The organism is Nonomuraea sp. NPDC049421, from assembly GCF_040677005.1.
In the GTDB taxonomy this organism is placed as follows: domain Bacteria; phylum Actinomycetota; class Actinomycetes; order Streptosporangiales; family Streptosporangiaceae; genus Nonomuraea; species Nonomuraea salmonea.
The window spans coordinates 189,997-204,387 of the sequence record NZ_JBFAQA010000019.1 but is presented as its reverse complement, the minus strand read 5'-3'; the positions used below and the strand labels follow the sequence as shown (position 1 = coordinate 204,387).

The window sequence follows — 14,391 nt, the reverse complement described above, 5'->3', positions numbered from 1 at the left end:
CGGGAGGGTGTGGGAGAGTAGGTCACCGCCGCACAATCTTTCAAGGGAAGGGTCTCAACGCCAGGTTCTGGTGTTGGGGCCCTTTCCGCATGTCCGCACCCCTTTTTTTCCGCATGGCCGGGGTCATCGGGTCGTCTTCGCATGGCCGAGGGTCTTTTCGGCGTATTCCTGGTCTTGCTTGAAAGGTCGTGGCCTCGTCGTCTGTGCGGGGGCTTCGGGGGTGGCGGTCTTTTCGCCTGCGGGTCTTCGAGGGCCGCAGTCTTTCGGATGACCGCTCGTCTTCTCGAGTGCCGGGGCTTCTTCGGTGGAGCTGGCTCTTCGGGTTGGCGGTGTTGGAGACGGTTTGGGGTGGCGGGTTGGTTGGTGATGTCGTGATAATGCTCGAATGGCCGGGGTTTGGGTGAAGGTGGTGGGGCTGCTTTTTGGGGTGGTCGGGTTGGTTGTGCCCTTAGTGGTGGCTGGTGAGGTGAGGGCGGCCAAGGCTGGTGCGGAGTGGGGGCCGATGAGTACAGGTCCAGTGGCGTCGGTGGGTGTGGGGCCAGTTCGGGGCAATGAGGGGCCGAATCCGGCGAGGGCTGTGCCAGGTCAGGTGGGTGCTGGGGCGACTCAGGTTGGTGTAGGGGTGGGTCAGGTTGCTGATCGGGTGAATGTGGGGGTGGAAGGCAAGGCGGTGCTGCGGGTCGGAAGTGCTTGGGTGGGGTTAGGGGCGAAGGCGGCGGCGCGGCAACTGGTGGTGGGGCGGCGGCGGGTTGTTGAGAGGCCGGAGGTGCCGGCCAAGGCTATTTCGGAGCGGCTTGATCGGTATCTTGCTGGGCGCGTTGGGCGGGTTGCGGTGATGGTCGAGGAGTTGGGGGCTGGGCGTAGTTATCGGTATCACGCGGGCGAGCGGATGATCACCGCCAGTGTGGCCAAGGTGCAGATACTTCTTGGGGTGTTGCTCAGGACCAGGTGGAAGGCGTTGCCGGCCGGGGTGCGGCGGGATGCTGAGCGGATGATCCGGTACAGCGACAACCATGCGGCCGATCGGTTGTGGGAGCGGATCGGCGGGGTGTCGGGGTTCGATGCGGTGGGCAGGACGTTTGGGCTGCGGGAGACGCGGGGGATGGCGGGGACGTGCGTGGATCTGTACTGCTGGGGGATTACTCCGACGTCCGTCGACGATCAGGTGCGGCTCATGGGAGCGCTGGTCTCCAAGAAGGGGCCGCTTCAGGAGAAGGATCGCGCGCGGGTGCTGAGCCTTATGGGCGCCGTTGTGGACGGGCAGGACTGGGGGGTCAGTGCGGCCGCGTGCCGTGGGGAGCGGGTGGTGCTGAAGAACGGCTGGCTTAAGCGGGTGTCCAACAAGCGCTGGGCTACGGCCAGCGTCGGGCTGATCAGGAGCGGCGGACGGGACTTCGCGATCGCGGTGCTGAGTGAGGGCAGCCCTCAGGTGGAATACGGCATAGCGACGGTCGAAGGCGTCGCTGAGCGCGTCATGCGGGCGTTTCGGGACTGCCCGGGGTGACGGGCTGCGAGGCCGGGCGCGCTGTGCGAGGGCCTCGAAGATGCCGAAGTAATGGCTATCGGGCGCGTTGCGCGATGTCCCCGGACTTGCCCAGGGTGATGGGTGTCGGGGTGCGTTGTGCGGGGGTCTCGGAGGTGCCCGGGCTGATGGTCTGGGGTGCGGGGTTCTCGGACCTACCTCGGGTGATGGGTGTCCGGGCGCGTTGTGCGGGGTTCTTGGAGGGGCCCGGGGTGAGGGGTTCTCGTTGTCAGGTAAGGGTTTTTGAGGTGATTGGGGTGACGAGGCGGTAGCCGACGCCGCGGACCGTTTGGATGAGCTGGTCGTCCTCGTCGCCCAGGCGTGCTCGCAAACGTTTGACGTGGACCGCGATGGTGTTCGTCGAGGTGTTGGCGGCGGCGTGCCAGACGTGGCGCATGATCTGCTCGCGGGTCACCGTGCGGTCGGCGTTGCGCATGAGGTACTGCAGCAGCTCGAACTCGCGTAGCGGCAGGTGGACAGCGCGGCCGGCGACGCGTACCTGGTAGGCGTGGACGTCCAGCTCGACGCCGCCGACGGTGAGCACCTTGCGCGACTCGGGGGAGCTGGCCTGGATGAACGGCAGCAGTTCCGGCACCCGGTACGGCCGGGCCACGCAGGCGGCGGCGCCGGCGGCGAGCGCGCGTACGGCCTGCTCGGCATGCCCCTCTCCGACGCCGAGCAGGACGGGTACGCTGCGCGCGAGGCGTACGGCGCGGACGAACTCGACCGGGTCGATCACCGGCAGCGTGGCCGCGACGAGCACCACATCCGGCTGCAGGGCTCCGGCCTGCAGCAGCCCTTGGGCGCCGTCGGGCGCCCCGGTGACGGCCACGCCCTCGCGTTCGAGGGCGGTGGCGACGTCGTCCACCACGGAGCCGTCGGGGTCGGCGATGAGCAGTACGGGCTTGGCCCTCGTGTCCCCGTTCATCGTGGGCGCCGCCTGCTGGTGGGTCATCAGCCGAAGCGCCCCGTGATGTAGTCCTCGGTGGCCTTCTGTGAGGGGTTGGTGAACATGCGGGACGTCTCGTCCATCTCGATTACCTTGCCGGGCTTGCCCTGTTCGGCGAGGTTGAAGAAGGCGGTACGGTCGCTGACCCGCGCGGCCTGCTGCATGTTGTGGGTGACGATGACGATCGTGTACTGGTCCTTCAGCTTGGCCATGAGGTCCTCGATGGCCAGCGTGGAGATGGGGTCGAGCGCGGAGCAGGGCTCGTCCATGAGCAGGACCTCGGGCTGGACGGCGATCGCGCGGGCGATGCAGAGCCGCTGCTGCTGCCCGCCGGACAGGCCGGCGCCGGGCTTGTTGAGGCGGTCCTTGACCTCGTTCCACAGGTTGGCGCCCTTGAGCGACTCCTCCACGATGGCGTCGGTCTCGGACTTGCTGACGCGGCGGTTGAGGCGGAGCCCGGCGGCCACGTTCTCGTAGATCGACATCGTGGGGAACGGGTTCGGGCGCTGGAAGACCATGCCGATCATGCGGCGGACGGAGACGGGCTCGACGGTGGGGGCGTAGAGGTCCTCGCCGTCGAGCAGCACCTTGCCCTCCACGCGTGCGCCGGGGATGACCTCGTGCATGCGGTTGAGCGTGCGCAGGAACGTCGACTTGCCGCAGCCGGACGGGCCGATGAACGCCGTGATCGACCGCGGCTCGATGGTCATCGACACGTCTTCGATCGCCTTGTGCGCCCCGTAGTACGCATCGAGGCCCGATACCTGGATCTGCTTGGACATTGTGGTGGTTACCCCCTATCGGCCCTTGGCGGGCGCACGCCACCAGGCGATGAGACGCGCCACCAGGTTGAGCAGCATGACGATCAGGATCAGCGTGAGGGCTCCGGTCCACGCCCGGTCGATGGCGGTGTCGTTGGGACGGGCCGCCTGGTCGAAGACGAAGAGGGGAAGGCCCATCTGCGGCCCGTTGAACGGGTCGTTGTTGATGGAGTTGGTGAAGAACACCGTCATCAGCAGCGGCGCGGTCTCGCCGGCGACGCGGGCCACGGCCAGCATGACGCCGGTGACGATGCCGGTGAACGCGGTCGGCAGCACGACCTTGACGATGGTGCGCCACTTGGGGACGCCCAGCGCGTACGAGGCCTCGCGCAGGTCGCCAGGCACCAGGCGCAGCATCTCCTCGGCGGACCTGACGACGGTCGGCATCATCAGGATGGACAGGGCGAGTGCGCCCGCCCAGCCGGAGTAGGGGAAGCCGAGGAACAGGATCCAGAACGCGAGGACGAACAGGCCGGCGACGACCGAGGGGATGCCGGTCATGACGTCCACGAAGAAGCTGATGGCCCGGCTGAGGCGGCCGCCCTCGCCGTACTCGACGAGGTAGATGGCGGTGAACAGGCCGATCGGGACCGAGATGACGGAGGCGAGCAGGACCTGTTCGAGGGTGCCGACGATGGCGTGGTACGCGCCGCCGCCGGCGTCCCTGGCGCCGATGCCGTTCATGGAGTGGGTGAGGAACTCCAGGTCGAACCGGGCCAGGCCGTTGGAGATGACCAGCCACAGCACGGAGACGAGCGGCACGACGGCCAGCGCGAACGCCAGGTAGACCAGGCCCTGGACGACCCGGTCCTTGATGCGGCGGCCGGTGGAGATGTGTTGGATCGAGGTCATGCGCCGGCCCTCGCGTACTCCTTGCGGCGGTTGATGACCACGCGCGCGCCCATGTTGACCAGCAACGTGATGAGGAACAGCACCAGACCGGACGCGATCAGCGCGCCCCTGCCGATCTCGGTGGCCTCGCCGAAGCCGTTGGCGATGTTGGCGGCGATGCTGTTGGCGTGCGGGGTGAGGATCTCGAAGGTGATGTCGAAGGTGGCAGGGAAGATCAGCGCGACCGCGATGGTCTCGCCCATGGCGCGGCCGATGCCGAGCATGGCGGCGCTGATGACGCCGGGGCGGCCGAACGGCAGGACGGCCATCCTGATCATCTCCCAGCGGGTCGCGCCGAGCGCGAGCGCCGCCTCCTCGTTCATCTTCGGCGCCTGGAGGAACACCTCGCGCGAGATGGCCGCGATGATCGGCAGGATCATGATGGCCAGCACGATGCCGCCGGCGAGCATGGTCTTGCCGCCGATCACGCCCTCGCCGGCGAACAGCGGGAACCAGCCGAGGTGCTCGTTGAGCCACTGCGACGGCGTCCGCATGAGCGGCACCAGGAACGCCAGGCCCCAGAGGCCGTAGACGACGCTGGGGACCGCGGCGAGCAGGTCGATGAGGTAGCCGAGCGGCGCGGCGAGCCTGCGGGGGGCGTAGTGCGAGATGAACAGCGCCACGCCGACGGCGATCGGGGTGGCGATGACCAGCGCGAGCGCGGAGCTGAGCACGGTGCCGAAGGCCAGCGCGGCGATGCCGAACGTCTGCTGGCCGTTGGGGTCCCAGGTCAGCTCCGTGAGGAAGGACGCCTTGTTCGCCTGGAGCGCCGGGATGGCCTCGCCGATGAGGAACACGGCGATGGCCGCCATGATCCCCAGCAGGACGACGCCGGCGGCGGTGGAGGCGAAGCGGAAGGGGCCTTCACCGAGGCTGCGCCGCGAGGCGGACCGGCTGGTGTCCGGTCCGCCATCACGGGTACGTACGTCGGTCGTCATCAGCTGCCTAGGAGATGGCCTCGACGGCGGTCCTGACCTTGGTGAGCAGCTCGCCCGAGAGCGGGGCGTAGCCCAGCTCCTTCAGCGCCGCCTGACCCTCGTCGCTGGCGGTGTAGGTGAGGAAGCTCTTGACGATCTTCTGCTGGTCGGCCGGCAGGCCCTTCTCGCAGGTGATCTCGTACGTCACCAGGACGATCGGGTAGGCGCCCGGGGTCTTGGTGGCGTAGTCGATGGACAGGGCGAGGTCGTTGCCGGTGCCCTTGACCTCGGCGGTCTCGACGGTCTTGGCCGCGCTCTCCGGGGTGAGCTCGACGTACTCGCCGGCGCCGTTGGCGACCTTGGCCGTCTGCAGCGAGGAGTTCTCGGCGTAGGAGAGCTCGACGTAGCTGATCGCGCCCTCGGAGTCCTTCACGCTGGCGGCGATCTGGTCGGAGCCCTTGGCGCCCTGACCCTTGGCCTCGGCGGGCCAGGCCTTGCCCGGCTCGTACGGCCAGTCGCCGGTGGCCTTGAGGAACTTGGTGAAGTTGTCGCTGGTGCCCGACTCGTCCGAGCGGTGGACGGCCTGGATGGGCGTGGACGGGAGCTGGGCGTCCGGGTTCTCGGCCTTGATGGCCGGGTCGTCCCACTTGGTGATCTTGCTGTTGAAGATCCCGACCAGCGTCTTCGGCGACAGCTGCAGGCCGTCCACGCCGGGGAGGTTGTAGACAACCGCGACCGGGCCGGTGACCATCGGGATGTTGATGGCCTTGCCGGTCTTGCAGCGCGCGTCGGCCTGGGCGGGCTCGTCGTCCTTCAGCGCCGAGTCGGAGCCGGCGAAGGCGACCGTGCCCTGGATGAACGCCTGCACGCCCGCGCCGGAGCCGCTGGGCTGGTAGTTCAGGGTCACACCAGGGTTCGTGGCCGTGAAGTTCTTCGTCCACTCGGTGATCGCGTTGGCCTGGGCCGAGGAGCCTGCGGCGTTGATCGAGCCGCTCAGACCGTTGTCGTTGCCCGCGGCGGGCGCGGCGGCGGTCGCGGAGGTCGTGCCGCTGCCCGAGGGGTTGTTGTTGTCTGTGCCGCACGCAGCGAGCGAGAGCGCGCCGACGACGGCGACGGCGGCGAGCCGGCCTGCATACTTCACGGTTGGGTTCCTCCCACTTGATCCTTAGTCGCCATGAAGCTATGCAGCGAAGGTGACTCGCCTCCCGAGAGCGGATGAACGGACGGTGAACGCTGCGGGTCGGTGTGCTGCACCGATTCACCGTGACGTGCCTCTTGGTGAACGGCTCACCTCGGATCATTGGTGAGAATGGAGGCATGACGTATCGCGTGGTCGTGGTGTGCATGGGGAACATCTGCCGGTCTCCGATGGCGGAGGTGGTGCTGCGCCAGGTGCTCGCCGACCGCGGCCTCGGCGCGCAGGTCGTGGTCGACTCCGCCGGCACCGGCGGGTGGCACGTGGGCGATCCGATGGACGAGCGGGCGCTGGAGATCCTCACCCTGCGCGGCTACGACGGGTCGGCGCACCGGGCCAGGCAGTTCACCAAGGACTGGTTCGACCGGTACGACCTCGTGCTCGCCATGGATCGGGACAACCTGTCCAACCTGCGGCGGCTGGCGCCTGCTGGGGTGGAGGTGCGGTTGTTCCGGTCGTTCGATCCCGCCGCGCCCGAGGGGGCGGAGGTGCCTGATCCGTACTACGGGGGGCGTGAGGGGTTCGAGGAGGTGCTGGAGCTGGTCGAGTCGGCCGCTGAGGGCGTCGCCAAGCACATCGCCGATGAGATTCGCTGAGGAGCTCGGCACGTCGCACGGGCGGCGGCTGCGGCGGGGCGTGCTGGACGACGGGCGGGCGGTGTTCGTCAAGAGCGGGCCCGCCTCTGACGTGCTGGTGTCGGAGGCCGCCGGGCTGCGCTGGCTGGGCGAGGTCGCCGCGGTGCCCGAGGTGATCGAAGCAGAGCCTGATCGGCTCGTGCTGGCCTGGGTAGGCGAGGAGCGGCCCGATCGGGCGGCGGCCGAGCGGTTCGGGCGCATGCTGGCGCGGATGCATCGGGCGGGGGCCGGCCGGTTCGGGGCTCCGTGGCCCGGGTTCATCGCCGAGTTGCCGATGGACAACGCGGACGCCCCTGACTGGGCGACGTTCTACGGGGAGCGGCGGGTGCTGCCGTTCCTGCGGGCGGCGCGGTTGCCCGCCTCGGACGTCGCGCTGGTCGAGCGGGCCGTGGCGCGGCTGCCGGAGGTGGCGGGGCCGGCCGAGCCCCCTGCCCGGATCCATGGGGATCTGTGGAGCGGGAACGTGTTGTGGTCGGGTGGGCAGGGGGTGCTGATCGATCCGGCGGCGCACGGCGGGCACCGGGAGACGGATCTCGCGATGCTCGATCTGTTCGGGCTGCCGCAGCTCGATCGGGTGCTGGGGGCTTATCGGGAGGAGTGGCCGCTCGCCGAGGGGTGGCGGGAGCGGGTGCCGGTGCATCAGCTGCATCCGCTGCTCGTCCATGTGGTGTTGTACGGGGGCGGTTATCGGGACAGCCTGATGGCGGCGGTGCGGCGGGTGCTCGCCCTCTAAGGGGTTCTTCTGCGGCGGTACGCGCGTTGCTGGCAGGCGCGGGAGCAGTAGACGCGGGGGCGGCCCGATGGGGCGGGGTCCAGCTTGTCGCCGCACTCCACACAAGTTTCGTCACGCTTTTCGTCACGCTCCTGGATGAGGGCTTCGATGCCGTCGAGGATGCGGCGCAGGCCGAACTCGAAGGAGTCCTCAGGGGCGTCCCAGCCGCCCGTCTCCCAGAGGTGGGTGATCGTGGGGTAGGCGGGGAGGCGTTCGTACAGGGAGTCTCTGGCGCCCCACCACTCCTCCTCGGACACGCCGCTGCTGCGCTCCTCGCGCAGGGTCTCGACGAGGCTCAGGGTCTCGGCGTCCATGAAGCGGCCGACCAGGTTGACGGCGGCGATCACCTCGCGGGGGTGGAGCGGGGTGCCGGTGAGGGTGCTCAGCATGCGGTCGAAGAGCGCCACCGCGTTCGGGCCCGGGACGTTGCGGGTGCCTCTGACCTCGGCGAGCCATGGATGGCGACGGCGGCAGCGCCAGCCCTGCCTGATCATGGCCTCGAGTCTCGGGCGCCAGCCCGCGCCGGCCGGTTCCTCGTCGTCGGTCAGGTGCTCGCCGATGGCGGTGTCGCGCATCAGGGCGACGAGCTGGTCGCGGCCCGGCACGTGGCGGTAGAGGGACATCGTGGTGAAGCCGAGCCGGTCGGCGACCTTGCGCATCGACAGGCCGTCGAGCCCCTCGGCGTCGGCCAGCTCGATGCCCGCCCGCACGATCCGGTCGAGGCTGAGCCCGGCGCGCGGCGCGCTCTCGTCGTCCCTGTCGCGCCACAACAATTCGACACCGTCGTCCATGGGTCTAGTTTATGGTGTACAAATCTGTGTACGGCATAAACGACAGCAGAGGTGACTCATGGAACAGATCTACGTCTCGCCCGCCGGCGACGACTCCTGGCCCGGCTCGCAGGAGCGGCCGTTCGCCACACTCGAACGCGCCCGCGCGGCGGCCCGCGAGGCGGGTGGGAAGGCGGTCGTGCACCTGCGGGGCGGTGTCCACGTGCTGACCCGCCCGTTCGAGCTGGGGGCCGACGACTCGGGGACGGTCTATCAGGCGGCCGGCCACGGCACCCCCGAGCAGGAGGAGCCCGTCATCAGCGGCGGGCGGGAGATCACCGGCTGGCGGGTGCGCCACGACGGGGTCTGGCTGGCCGAGGTCGGCGACCTCGACACCCGGCAGCTCTACGTGAACGGCCGGCGGGCACCGCGCGCCGCCGTCCCCGGCCTGCCCGGCACGGTCACGGCGACCGAGACCGGCTACGTCACCGACAGCCCTGAGCCGCTGAGCTGGCAGAACGTCGAGTTCGTGCACCGCGGCGTCTATCCGTGGACCGAGGCCAGGCTCCAGGTGGCCGGCATCGCGCGCGAGGGCGACTCCACCGTGATCACCATGGCGCGGCCCGGGTACGAGTGGGCGTACGCGCTCTACCAGTCCCTCTATGAGGGCAACGCCTCCATCGGCCCCGGCCTGCCCACGTCCGTCGAGAACGACCCGAGCTTCCTGCGCGAGCCGGGCACCTTCGTGCTCGACCGGGCGCGGCCGGGCGCGCACGTGCTGATGTACCTGCCGCTGCCGGGGGAGGAGCCGGCGTCCGCGCGGGTGGTCGCGCCGGTGCTGGAGACGCTGGTACGGCTGGCGGGTGCGCGCGAGGTGGCCCTGCGCGGGCTGGTGTTCGCCGAGGCCATGTGGTTGCGGCCGGGGCGGCCCGAGGGGTTCGTGCACTATCACGGCAGCGGGTTCTACGAGGGCGGGCCGGTCGAGCGGGCCGAGCTGGGCGAGGGGTCGTACGTGACGTATCCGTTGAGTTCCGTCACGGTTCCGGCCTGCGTTCAGGTCGAGGACGCCGACGGCGTCGAGGTCACGGGGTGCCGGTTCACCCGGATCGGGGCCACCGGGCTCAGCGTCAGCGGGGGCGACGGCGTCGCCGTACGGCGGTGCGCCTTCGACACGCTGGCCGGCGGCGGCGTCACCGTGACCGGCACCCGGGGCGCCACGATCGAGGACAACCGGGTGCGCGGGACCGGGCTGGAGTTCAGCGGGTCGCCCGGCATCGCCATCTCCGGCACCCGGGGCTGCGTGGTCGCGCACAACGAGGTCACCGACGTGCCCCACTGCGGCATCGTGGCAGGCGCCGGCGAGGGCACCCACATCCTGCACAACCTGACCGCCCGCACCCTGCAGGTGCTGGCCGACGGGGGCGGCGTCTACCTGTCGGGGCCGCAGGGCGACTCGGCGGAGACCGGGGCCGTCGTCCGGGGCAACGTCATCAAGGACACGGTGACGCCGTACAACTTCGGGCTCTACACCGACTACGGCGCCAGCTGGGTGCTCGTCGAGGAGAACGTCGTCATGCGGGCCGACAACACGGCCGTGCTGCACGTCGGGCCGCCGCTGGAGAACGTGACCTACCGGGGCAACTTCTGGGACGCCGACCCGGTGGGGCACGACGATCCGCCGGGCGGGGTGACGTACGAGGGGAACGTCACTATCGCCGACGAAGGCGCGCTGACCGCCGCTACCCAGGCCATCCAGGACAGGGCGGGCGTCAGGTCCTGACCGTGGTGCCGTTGAGGCGGTCGATGACCTCGGCGTGCAGGCGACCGTTCGTGCAGACGAGGCTGCCGCCCTCGAGGCCCTTGACGCCGGCGACGTCGGTCCAGACGCCGCCGGCCTCCTCGACGATCACGGTGAGTGCCGCCATGTCCCACGGCGACAGCTCCGGCTCGGCCGACAAATCGACCGAGCCCTCCGCGACCATCATGTGCGACCAGAAGTCGCCGTACGCGCGGGTCCGCCAGCAGGCGCGGCTCAGGTCAAGGAAGTTGTCCAGCTTGCCGGTCTTCTCCCAGCCGCCGAAGCTCGAATACGAGAACGACGCGTCCTCCAGGGAGGAGACCGAGGACACCCGCATGCGGGACGCCTTGGTCAGGCTCCTGCCCGTCCACGCCCCGCCCTCGGTCGCGGCCCACCAGCGGCGGCCCAGCGCGGGGGCCGACACCAGGCCGACGACGACCTTGCCGTACTCCATGAGCGCGATCAGGGTCGCCCAGACGGGCACGCCGCGTACGTAGTTCTTGGTGCCGTCGATGGGGTCGATGATCCACGAGCGGGCGCCCCAGCCGGTCTTCCCGAACTCCTCGCCGACCACCGCGTCACGCGGCCTGGCACGGCGCAGCGTGCCTCTGATGGCCTCCTCCACCGCGCGGTCGGCGTCGCTGACCGGCGTCAGATCGGGCTTGGTCTCGACCTTGAGGTCGACCGCCTTGAACCGCCGCATGGTCAGGTCATCGGCGGCGTCCGCCATGACATGCGCGAGGCGAAGATCATCGTTATAACCCTGCACGGTCGCCCACGCTACCGCGTCGGCCATACGGACATCAGTTACCAACGCCCCTTTTCTGGTAACTCTGCTTCCAGTTACTGACCAGTAGCATGTCTCGCATGTCGCAAGATGTCGGTGAGCTTCTGCTGGGGTCGGTCCCGTTCGCCCGGACGCTGGGCATCGTCTTCGAGTCGGTGGGGGACGGGCGGGCGGTCTGCCGCGTTCCTGAGCGGGCGGAGCTGGCCAATCACGTCGGCGGGCCGCACGCGGGGGTGCTCTTCACGCTCGCCGAGTCGGCGTCGGGGGCCGCTGTGCTGTCCGTCTTCGGTGACCAGCTCGTACGTGCGGTGCCGCTGCCCACCACGGCGACCATCGCCTTCCGCAAGGTCGCTCTGGGCGAGATCAGGGCCGAGGCCCGGCTGACGGTCTCCCGCGCGGACGTCCTGGCGCGGCTGGACGCGGGGGAACGGCCGGAGTTCGACGTGACGGTGGACCTGACGAACCCGGACGGCACAGTCGTCACCACCTTCACCGTGACCTGGACCCTCCGCCCCACCCGCGTGTGACGGTCCGCCGACCAGCGGACGCCGTGGGGGAAGGCGGCGACCGGCGGACGCGGTTGCGCTGGCGCGGTCAGGGGGTGTCGGCGGGTTCTTCTGCGGGGCGGGGGTCGTCGGCGGGGCCTTCGCGGGTCCACAGGAGGCGGCGCAACGACTCCAGGCGGGCGGGGTCGGCGTTGCCGGCCGCCACCCAGGCGTCGAGGGCGCAGCCTTCGCCCAGGTGGGTGCAGCCCTTCGGGCACTCGACCGTGCCCTCCACCAGGTCGGGGAAGGCCGCGAGCACCGTCTCCACGGACACGTGCGCCAGGCCGAAGCTGCGTACGCCGGGCGTGTCGATGATCCAGCCGCCCTCGGGCAGCTCAAGGGCGACGGCCGAGGTGGAGGTGTGGCGGCCGCGGCCGGTGACGGCGTTGACCTGGGAGACGGCCCGGTTGGCGTCGGGCACCAGAGCGTTGACCAGGGTGGACTTGCCCACCCCCGAGTGCCCGACCATGACGCTGATGCGGCCGGCCAGGTGGTCGCGCAGTTCGTCGAGCGAGCCGCCCTTGTGCACGACGACGTGCGGCACGCCCAGCGGCTCGTAGAGGGCCACCAGCTCGTCGGGCGGGGCGAGGTCGGACTTGGTGAGGCAGAGCAGGGTGTCGATCTCGGCGTCGAACGCCGCCACCAGGATGCGGTCGATCATGCGCGGCCTGGGCGGCGGGTCGGCCAGGGCGGTCACGATGACGAGCTGGTCGGCGTTGGCCACCACCGGGCGCTCGATGCCGTCGGTGTCCTCGACGTCGTCGGCCGAGCGGCGCAGCATCGACGTGCGGGGCTCGACCCGCACCACGCGGGCCAGCGTGTCGGGTTTGCCGGACACGTCGCCCACCAGCGCGACCCTGTCGCCCACGACGATGCCCTTGCGGCCCAGCTCGCGGGCCTTCATGGCGACCACGAGCCGGCGCTGCGGCGGCTTGCGCTTCTGCGCCGAGCCCTTGGGGCGCTCCGGCTCGACCAGCGTGGTGTAGCGGCCTCGGTCGACGGCCACCACGAACCCTTCGACGGCGTCTTCGTGCGCAGGACGGATCCGGGTCCGCGGCCTGGAGCCCTTGCCCGGCCGAACCCTGACGTCGTCCTCGTCGTACTCCCGCTTCCTCAGCGGTCCGCTCCCATACGCTCGTTCCTCCTTGCTGCTGCTGACAGTGGGCGGACGGCCCCCACCCCGGACCGGCCGGGCATGGCCGGTGTCATCGGTGTGCCGTCGGTCCGCGTTCGGACGGCCGCGGCGTCGATCCGCCGGGCGGCACAGTCATATGGGGAGCCGAAGCCGGTGGTGGGACCGTGCTCCGGTCGTGAATCGTCGCCCACGATCGGGCGGGTGGTGGTGTCGTGCCGGTGGATCTCATGATGGTGCGGGGGGCGGCGCGTTCTCACGTGTCGCCCTTTTCCGACGTGCCCGGCGCTTCACCGGTGAAACCAGTCATACCGCCGAGGCGAAGGTCTGCCCAGCTCATCGCGATTCCAGCAGCGCCGTCCACATCTGGACGAACTCCGGCAGGGTCTTGGCGGTGGTCGCGATGTTCTCCACCTCGACGCCCGGCACCGCGAGGCCGATCACCGCACCGGCCGTGGCCATGCGGTGGTCGTCGTAGCTGTGGAAGACGCCGTTGTGGAGCTGCCGGGGCCGGATGAGCAGGCCGTCGTCGGTCTCCTCCGCGTCGCCGCCCAGGCGGTTGATCTCGGTGGCCAGTGCGGCGAGGCGGTCGGTCTCGTGGCCGCGCAGGTGGCTCACGCCCCTGATGCGGCTCGGCGTGCCGGCCAGCGCGGCGAGCGCGGCGATCGTGGGGGTCAGCTCGCCCACCTCGTGGAGGTCGGCGTCGAGGCCGGTGACCTGGCCGGTGCCGGTGACCACGAGGTCGTCGCCCGAGCGGGTGACCGTGGCACCCATGGCGGTGAGCAGGCCGCGCAGCGCGTCGCCCGGCTGGGTGGTGCGCTCGGGCCAGCCCGGGATCGTCACCCTGCCGCCCGTGACCAGGGCCGCCGCCAGGAACGGGGCCGCGTTGGACAGGTCGGGCTCGACCGTCACGTCTCTGGCCGCGATGGGGCCGGGCTCGACCCGCCACACGTCGCGCTCGTGGTCGTCGACCGTGACGCCCGCCGCCCTGAGCATCTCGACCGTCATCTCGATGTGCGGCTGCGACGGCACCGGCGGCCCGACGTGGCGAATCGTGACGCCCTTCTCGTAGCGCGCGGCGGTCAGCAGCAGCCCCGAGACGAACTGCGACGAACCGGACGCGTCGAGCGTCACCTCGCCGCCCGCCGGCGGCCCGCTGATGGTGAACGGCAGCGCGTCGTTGTCGATGCGGGCCCCGAGCGAGCGCAGCGCGTCGAGGATGGGCCCCATCGGGCGCTTGCGCGCATGGGGGTCGCCGTCGAACGAGACGGGCCCGTCGGCCAGCGCCGCCATCGGCGGCACGAACCGCATCACCGTGCCGGCCAGGCCGGCGTCGATGCGCGCGCCGCCGCGGATCGGGCCCGGCGTCACCGCCCAGTCGACCCCCGCCGAGGTCTCACTGACGGCCTCCAGCGTGGTGCCCAGCGCGCGCAGGGCCGCCACCATGAGGTCGGCGTCGCGGCTGCGCAGGGCCTGGCGGACGACTCCTGGACCGTCGGCGAGCGCGGCCAGCAGGAGCGCGCGGTTGGTCACCGACTTGGAGCCGGGCAGCGGGACGGTGGCGGCGACGGGAGCCGTCGCCGTCGGTGCGGGCCAGTGCGGAGCGGGCGTGGTGGCGGGCATGGTCAAAGAGTACTGGCCGTCGGCGGCGGGGGTC

The 14,391-nt window shown here is 70.5% G+C and carries 14 protein-coding genes; 5 read left to right on the top strand and 9 right to left on the bottom strand.

Annotated features, from left to right (window positions below; all coding sequences use genetic code 11):
* Positions 1-622 precede the first annotated feature (622 nt).
* On the top strand, positions 623-1,504 hold the full coding sequence (locus AB0K18_RS29910) for a serine hydrolase (protein ID WP_364920661.1): 882 nt from the start codon (positions 623-625) through the stop codon (positions 1,502-1,504).
* 247 nt (positions 1,505-1,751) lie between these two features.
* Here the strand turns inward: AB0K18_RS29910 and AB0K18_RS29905 are convergent, their stop codons facing one another.
* Genes AB0K18_RS29905 through pstS form a run of 5 tightly spaced genes read right to left on the bottom strand, consistent with a single transcriptional unit; the run spans position 1,752 to position 6,241 of the window.
* Positions 1,752-2,477 carry a response regulator transcription factor gene (locus AB0K18_RS29905; protein WP_364920658.1) on the bottom strand — a complete coding sequence of 242 codons (726 nt, stop codon included), beginning with the start codon at positions 2,475-2,477 and terminating at the stop codon, positions 1,752-1,754.
* Positions 2,477-3,253, bottom strand: a complete 777-nt coding sequence (gene pstB / locus AB0K18_RS29900) for a phosphate ABC transporter ATP-binding protein PstB (RefSeq protein WP_364920655.1) — start codon at positions 3,251-3,253, stop codon at positions 2,477-2,479. Before pstB ends, AB0K18_RS29905 begins: the two co-directional genes overlap by 1 nt.
* A gap of 15 nt (positions 3,254-3,268) precedes the next feature.
* The gene (gene pstA, locus AB0K18_RS29895) at positions 3,269-4,144 is read right to left on the bottom strand and encodes a phosphate ABC transporter permease PstA (RefSeq protein ID WP_355414796.1); all 876 of its coding nucleotides are present in this window, start codon (positions 4,142-4,144) and stop codon (positions 3,269-3,271) included.
* Positions 4,141-5,121 carry a phosphate ABC transporter permease subunit PstC gene (gene pstC, locus AB0K18_RS29890; protein ID WP_364920650.1) on the bottom strand — a complete coding sequence of 327 codons (981 nt, stop codon included), beginning with the start codon at positions 5,119-5,121 and terminating at the stop codon, positions 4,141-4,143. The genes pstA and pstC overlap by 4 nt, the downstream gene beginning before the upstream one ends.
* A 7-nt stretch (positions 5,122-5,128) precedes the next feature.
* Positions 5,129-6,241: a phosphate ABC transporter substrate-binding protein PstS gene (gene pstS / locus AB0K18_RS29885; protein WP_364920647.1), complete on the bottom strand. Its 1,113-nt coding sequence runs from the start codon at positions 6,239-6,241 to the stop codon at positions 5,129-5,131.
* Between the two features lie 176 nt (positions 6,242-6,417).
* On the opposite strand from pstS, the gene AB0K18_RS29880 reads away from it, so the two are divergent.
* Together AB0K18_RS29880 and AB0K18_RS29875 are read left to right on the top strand one after the other, a co-directional pair.
* Positions 6,418-6,891, top strand: coding sequence for a low molecular weight protein-tyrosine-phosphatase (locus tag AB0K18_RS29880; protein ID WP_364920644.1), 474 nt, complete (start codon positions 6,418-6,420; stop codon positions 6,889-6,891).
* Entirely contained in the window at positions 6,878-7,663 is a 786-nt protein-coding gene (locus tag AB0K18_RS29875; RefSeq protein ID WP_364920641.1) for a fructosamine kinase family protein, read from the top strand. The genes AB0K18_RS29880 and AB0K18_RS29875 overlap by 14 nt, the downstream gene beginning before the upstream one ends.
* On the opposite strand, the gene AB0K18_RS29870 is transcribed toward AB0K18_RS29875, so the two are convergent.
* Entirely contained in the window at positions 7,660-8,493 is an 834-nt protein-coding gene (locus tag AB0K18_RS29870; protein ID WP_364920638.1) for a TetR/AcrR family transcriptional regulator, read from the bottom strand. The genes AB0K18_RS29875 and AB0K18_RS29870 overlap by 4 nt on opposite strands.
* Positions 8,494-8,551: 58 nt before the next feature.
* On the opposite strand from AB0K18_RS29870, the gene AB0K18_RS29865 reads away from it, so the two are divergent.
* On the top strand, positions 8,552-10,252 hold the full coding sequence (locus AB0K18_RS29865) for a right-handed parallel beta-helix repeat-containing protein (RefSeq protein ID WP_364920635.1): 1,701 nt from the start codon (positions 8,552-8,554) through the stop codon (positions 10,250-10,252).
* Here AB0K18_RS29865 and hisN read toward each other — a convergent pair.
* Entirely contained in the window at positions 10,242-11,039 is a 798-nt protein-coding gene (gene hisN / locus AB0K18_RS29860) for a histidinol-phosphatase (RefSeq protein WP_364920632.1), read from the bottom strand. The genes AB0K18_RS29865 and hisN overlap by 11 nt on opposite strands.
* A gap of 89 nt (positions 11,040-11,128) precedes the next feature.
* Between hisN and AB0K18_RS29855 the strand changes: the two genes are divergently transcribed.
* Positions 11,129-11,584 (top strand): DUF4442 domain-containing protein, encoded by a 456-nt coding sequence (locus AB0K18_RS29855; RefSeq protein WP_364920629.1) that lies wholly within the window; start codon positions 11,129-11,131, stop codon positions 11,582-11,584.
* 67 nt (positions 11,585-11,651) lie between these two features.
* On the opposite strand, the gene rsgA is transcribed toward AB0K18_RS29855, so the two are convergent.
* Positions 11,652-12,719 carry a ribosome small subunit-dependent GTPase A gene (gene rsgA, locus AB0K18_RS29850; RefSeq protein ID WP_364920669.1) on the bottom strand — a complete coding sequence of 356 codons (1,068 nt, stop codon included), beginning with the start codon at positions 12,717-12,719 and terminating at the stop codon, positions 11,652-11,654.
* A 351-nt stretch (positions 12,720-13,070) separates the two neighbouring features.
* Positions 13,071-14,357, bottom strand: a complete 1,287-nt coding sequence (aroA, locus tag AB0K18_RS29845; RefSeq protein ID WP_364920626.1) for a 3-phosphoshikimate 1-carboxyvinyltransferase — start codon at positions 14,355-14,357, stop codon at positions 13,071-13,073.
* Between the last annotated feature and the right edge of the window lie 34 nt (positions 14,358-14,391).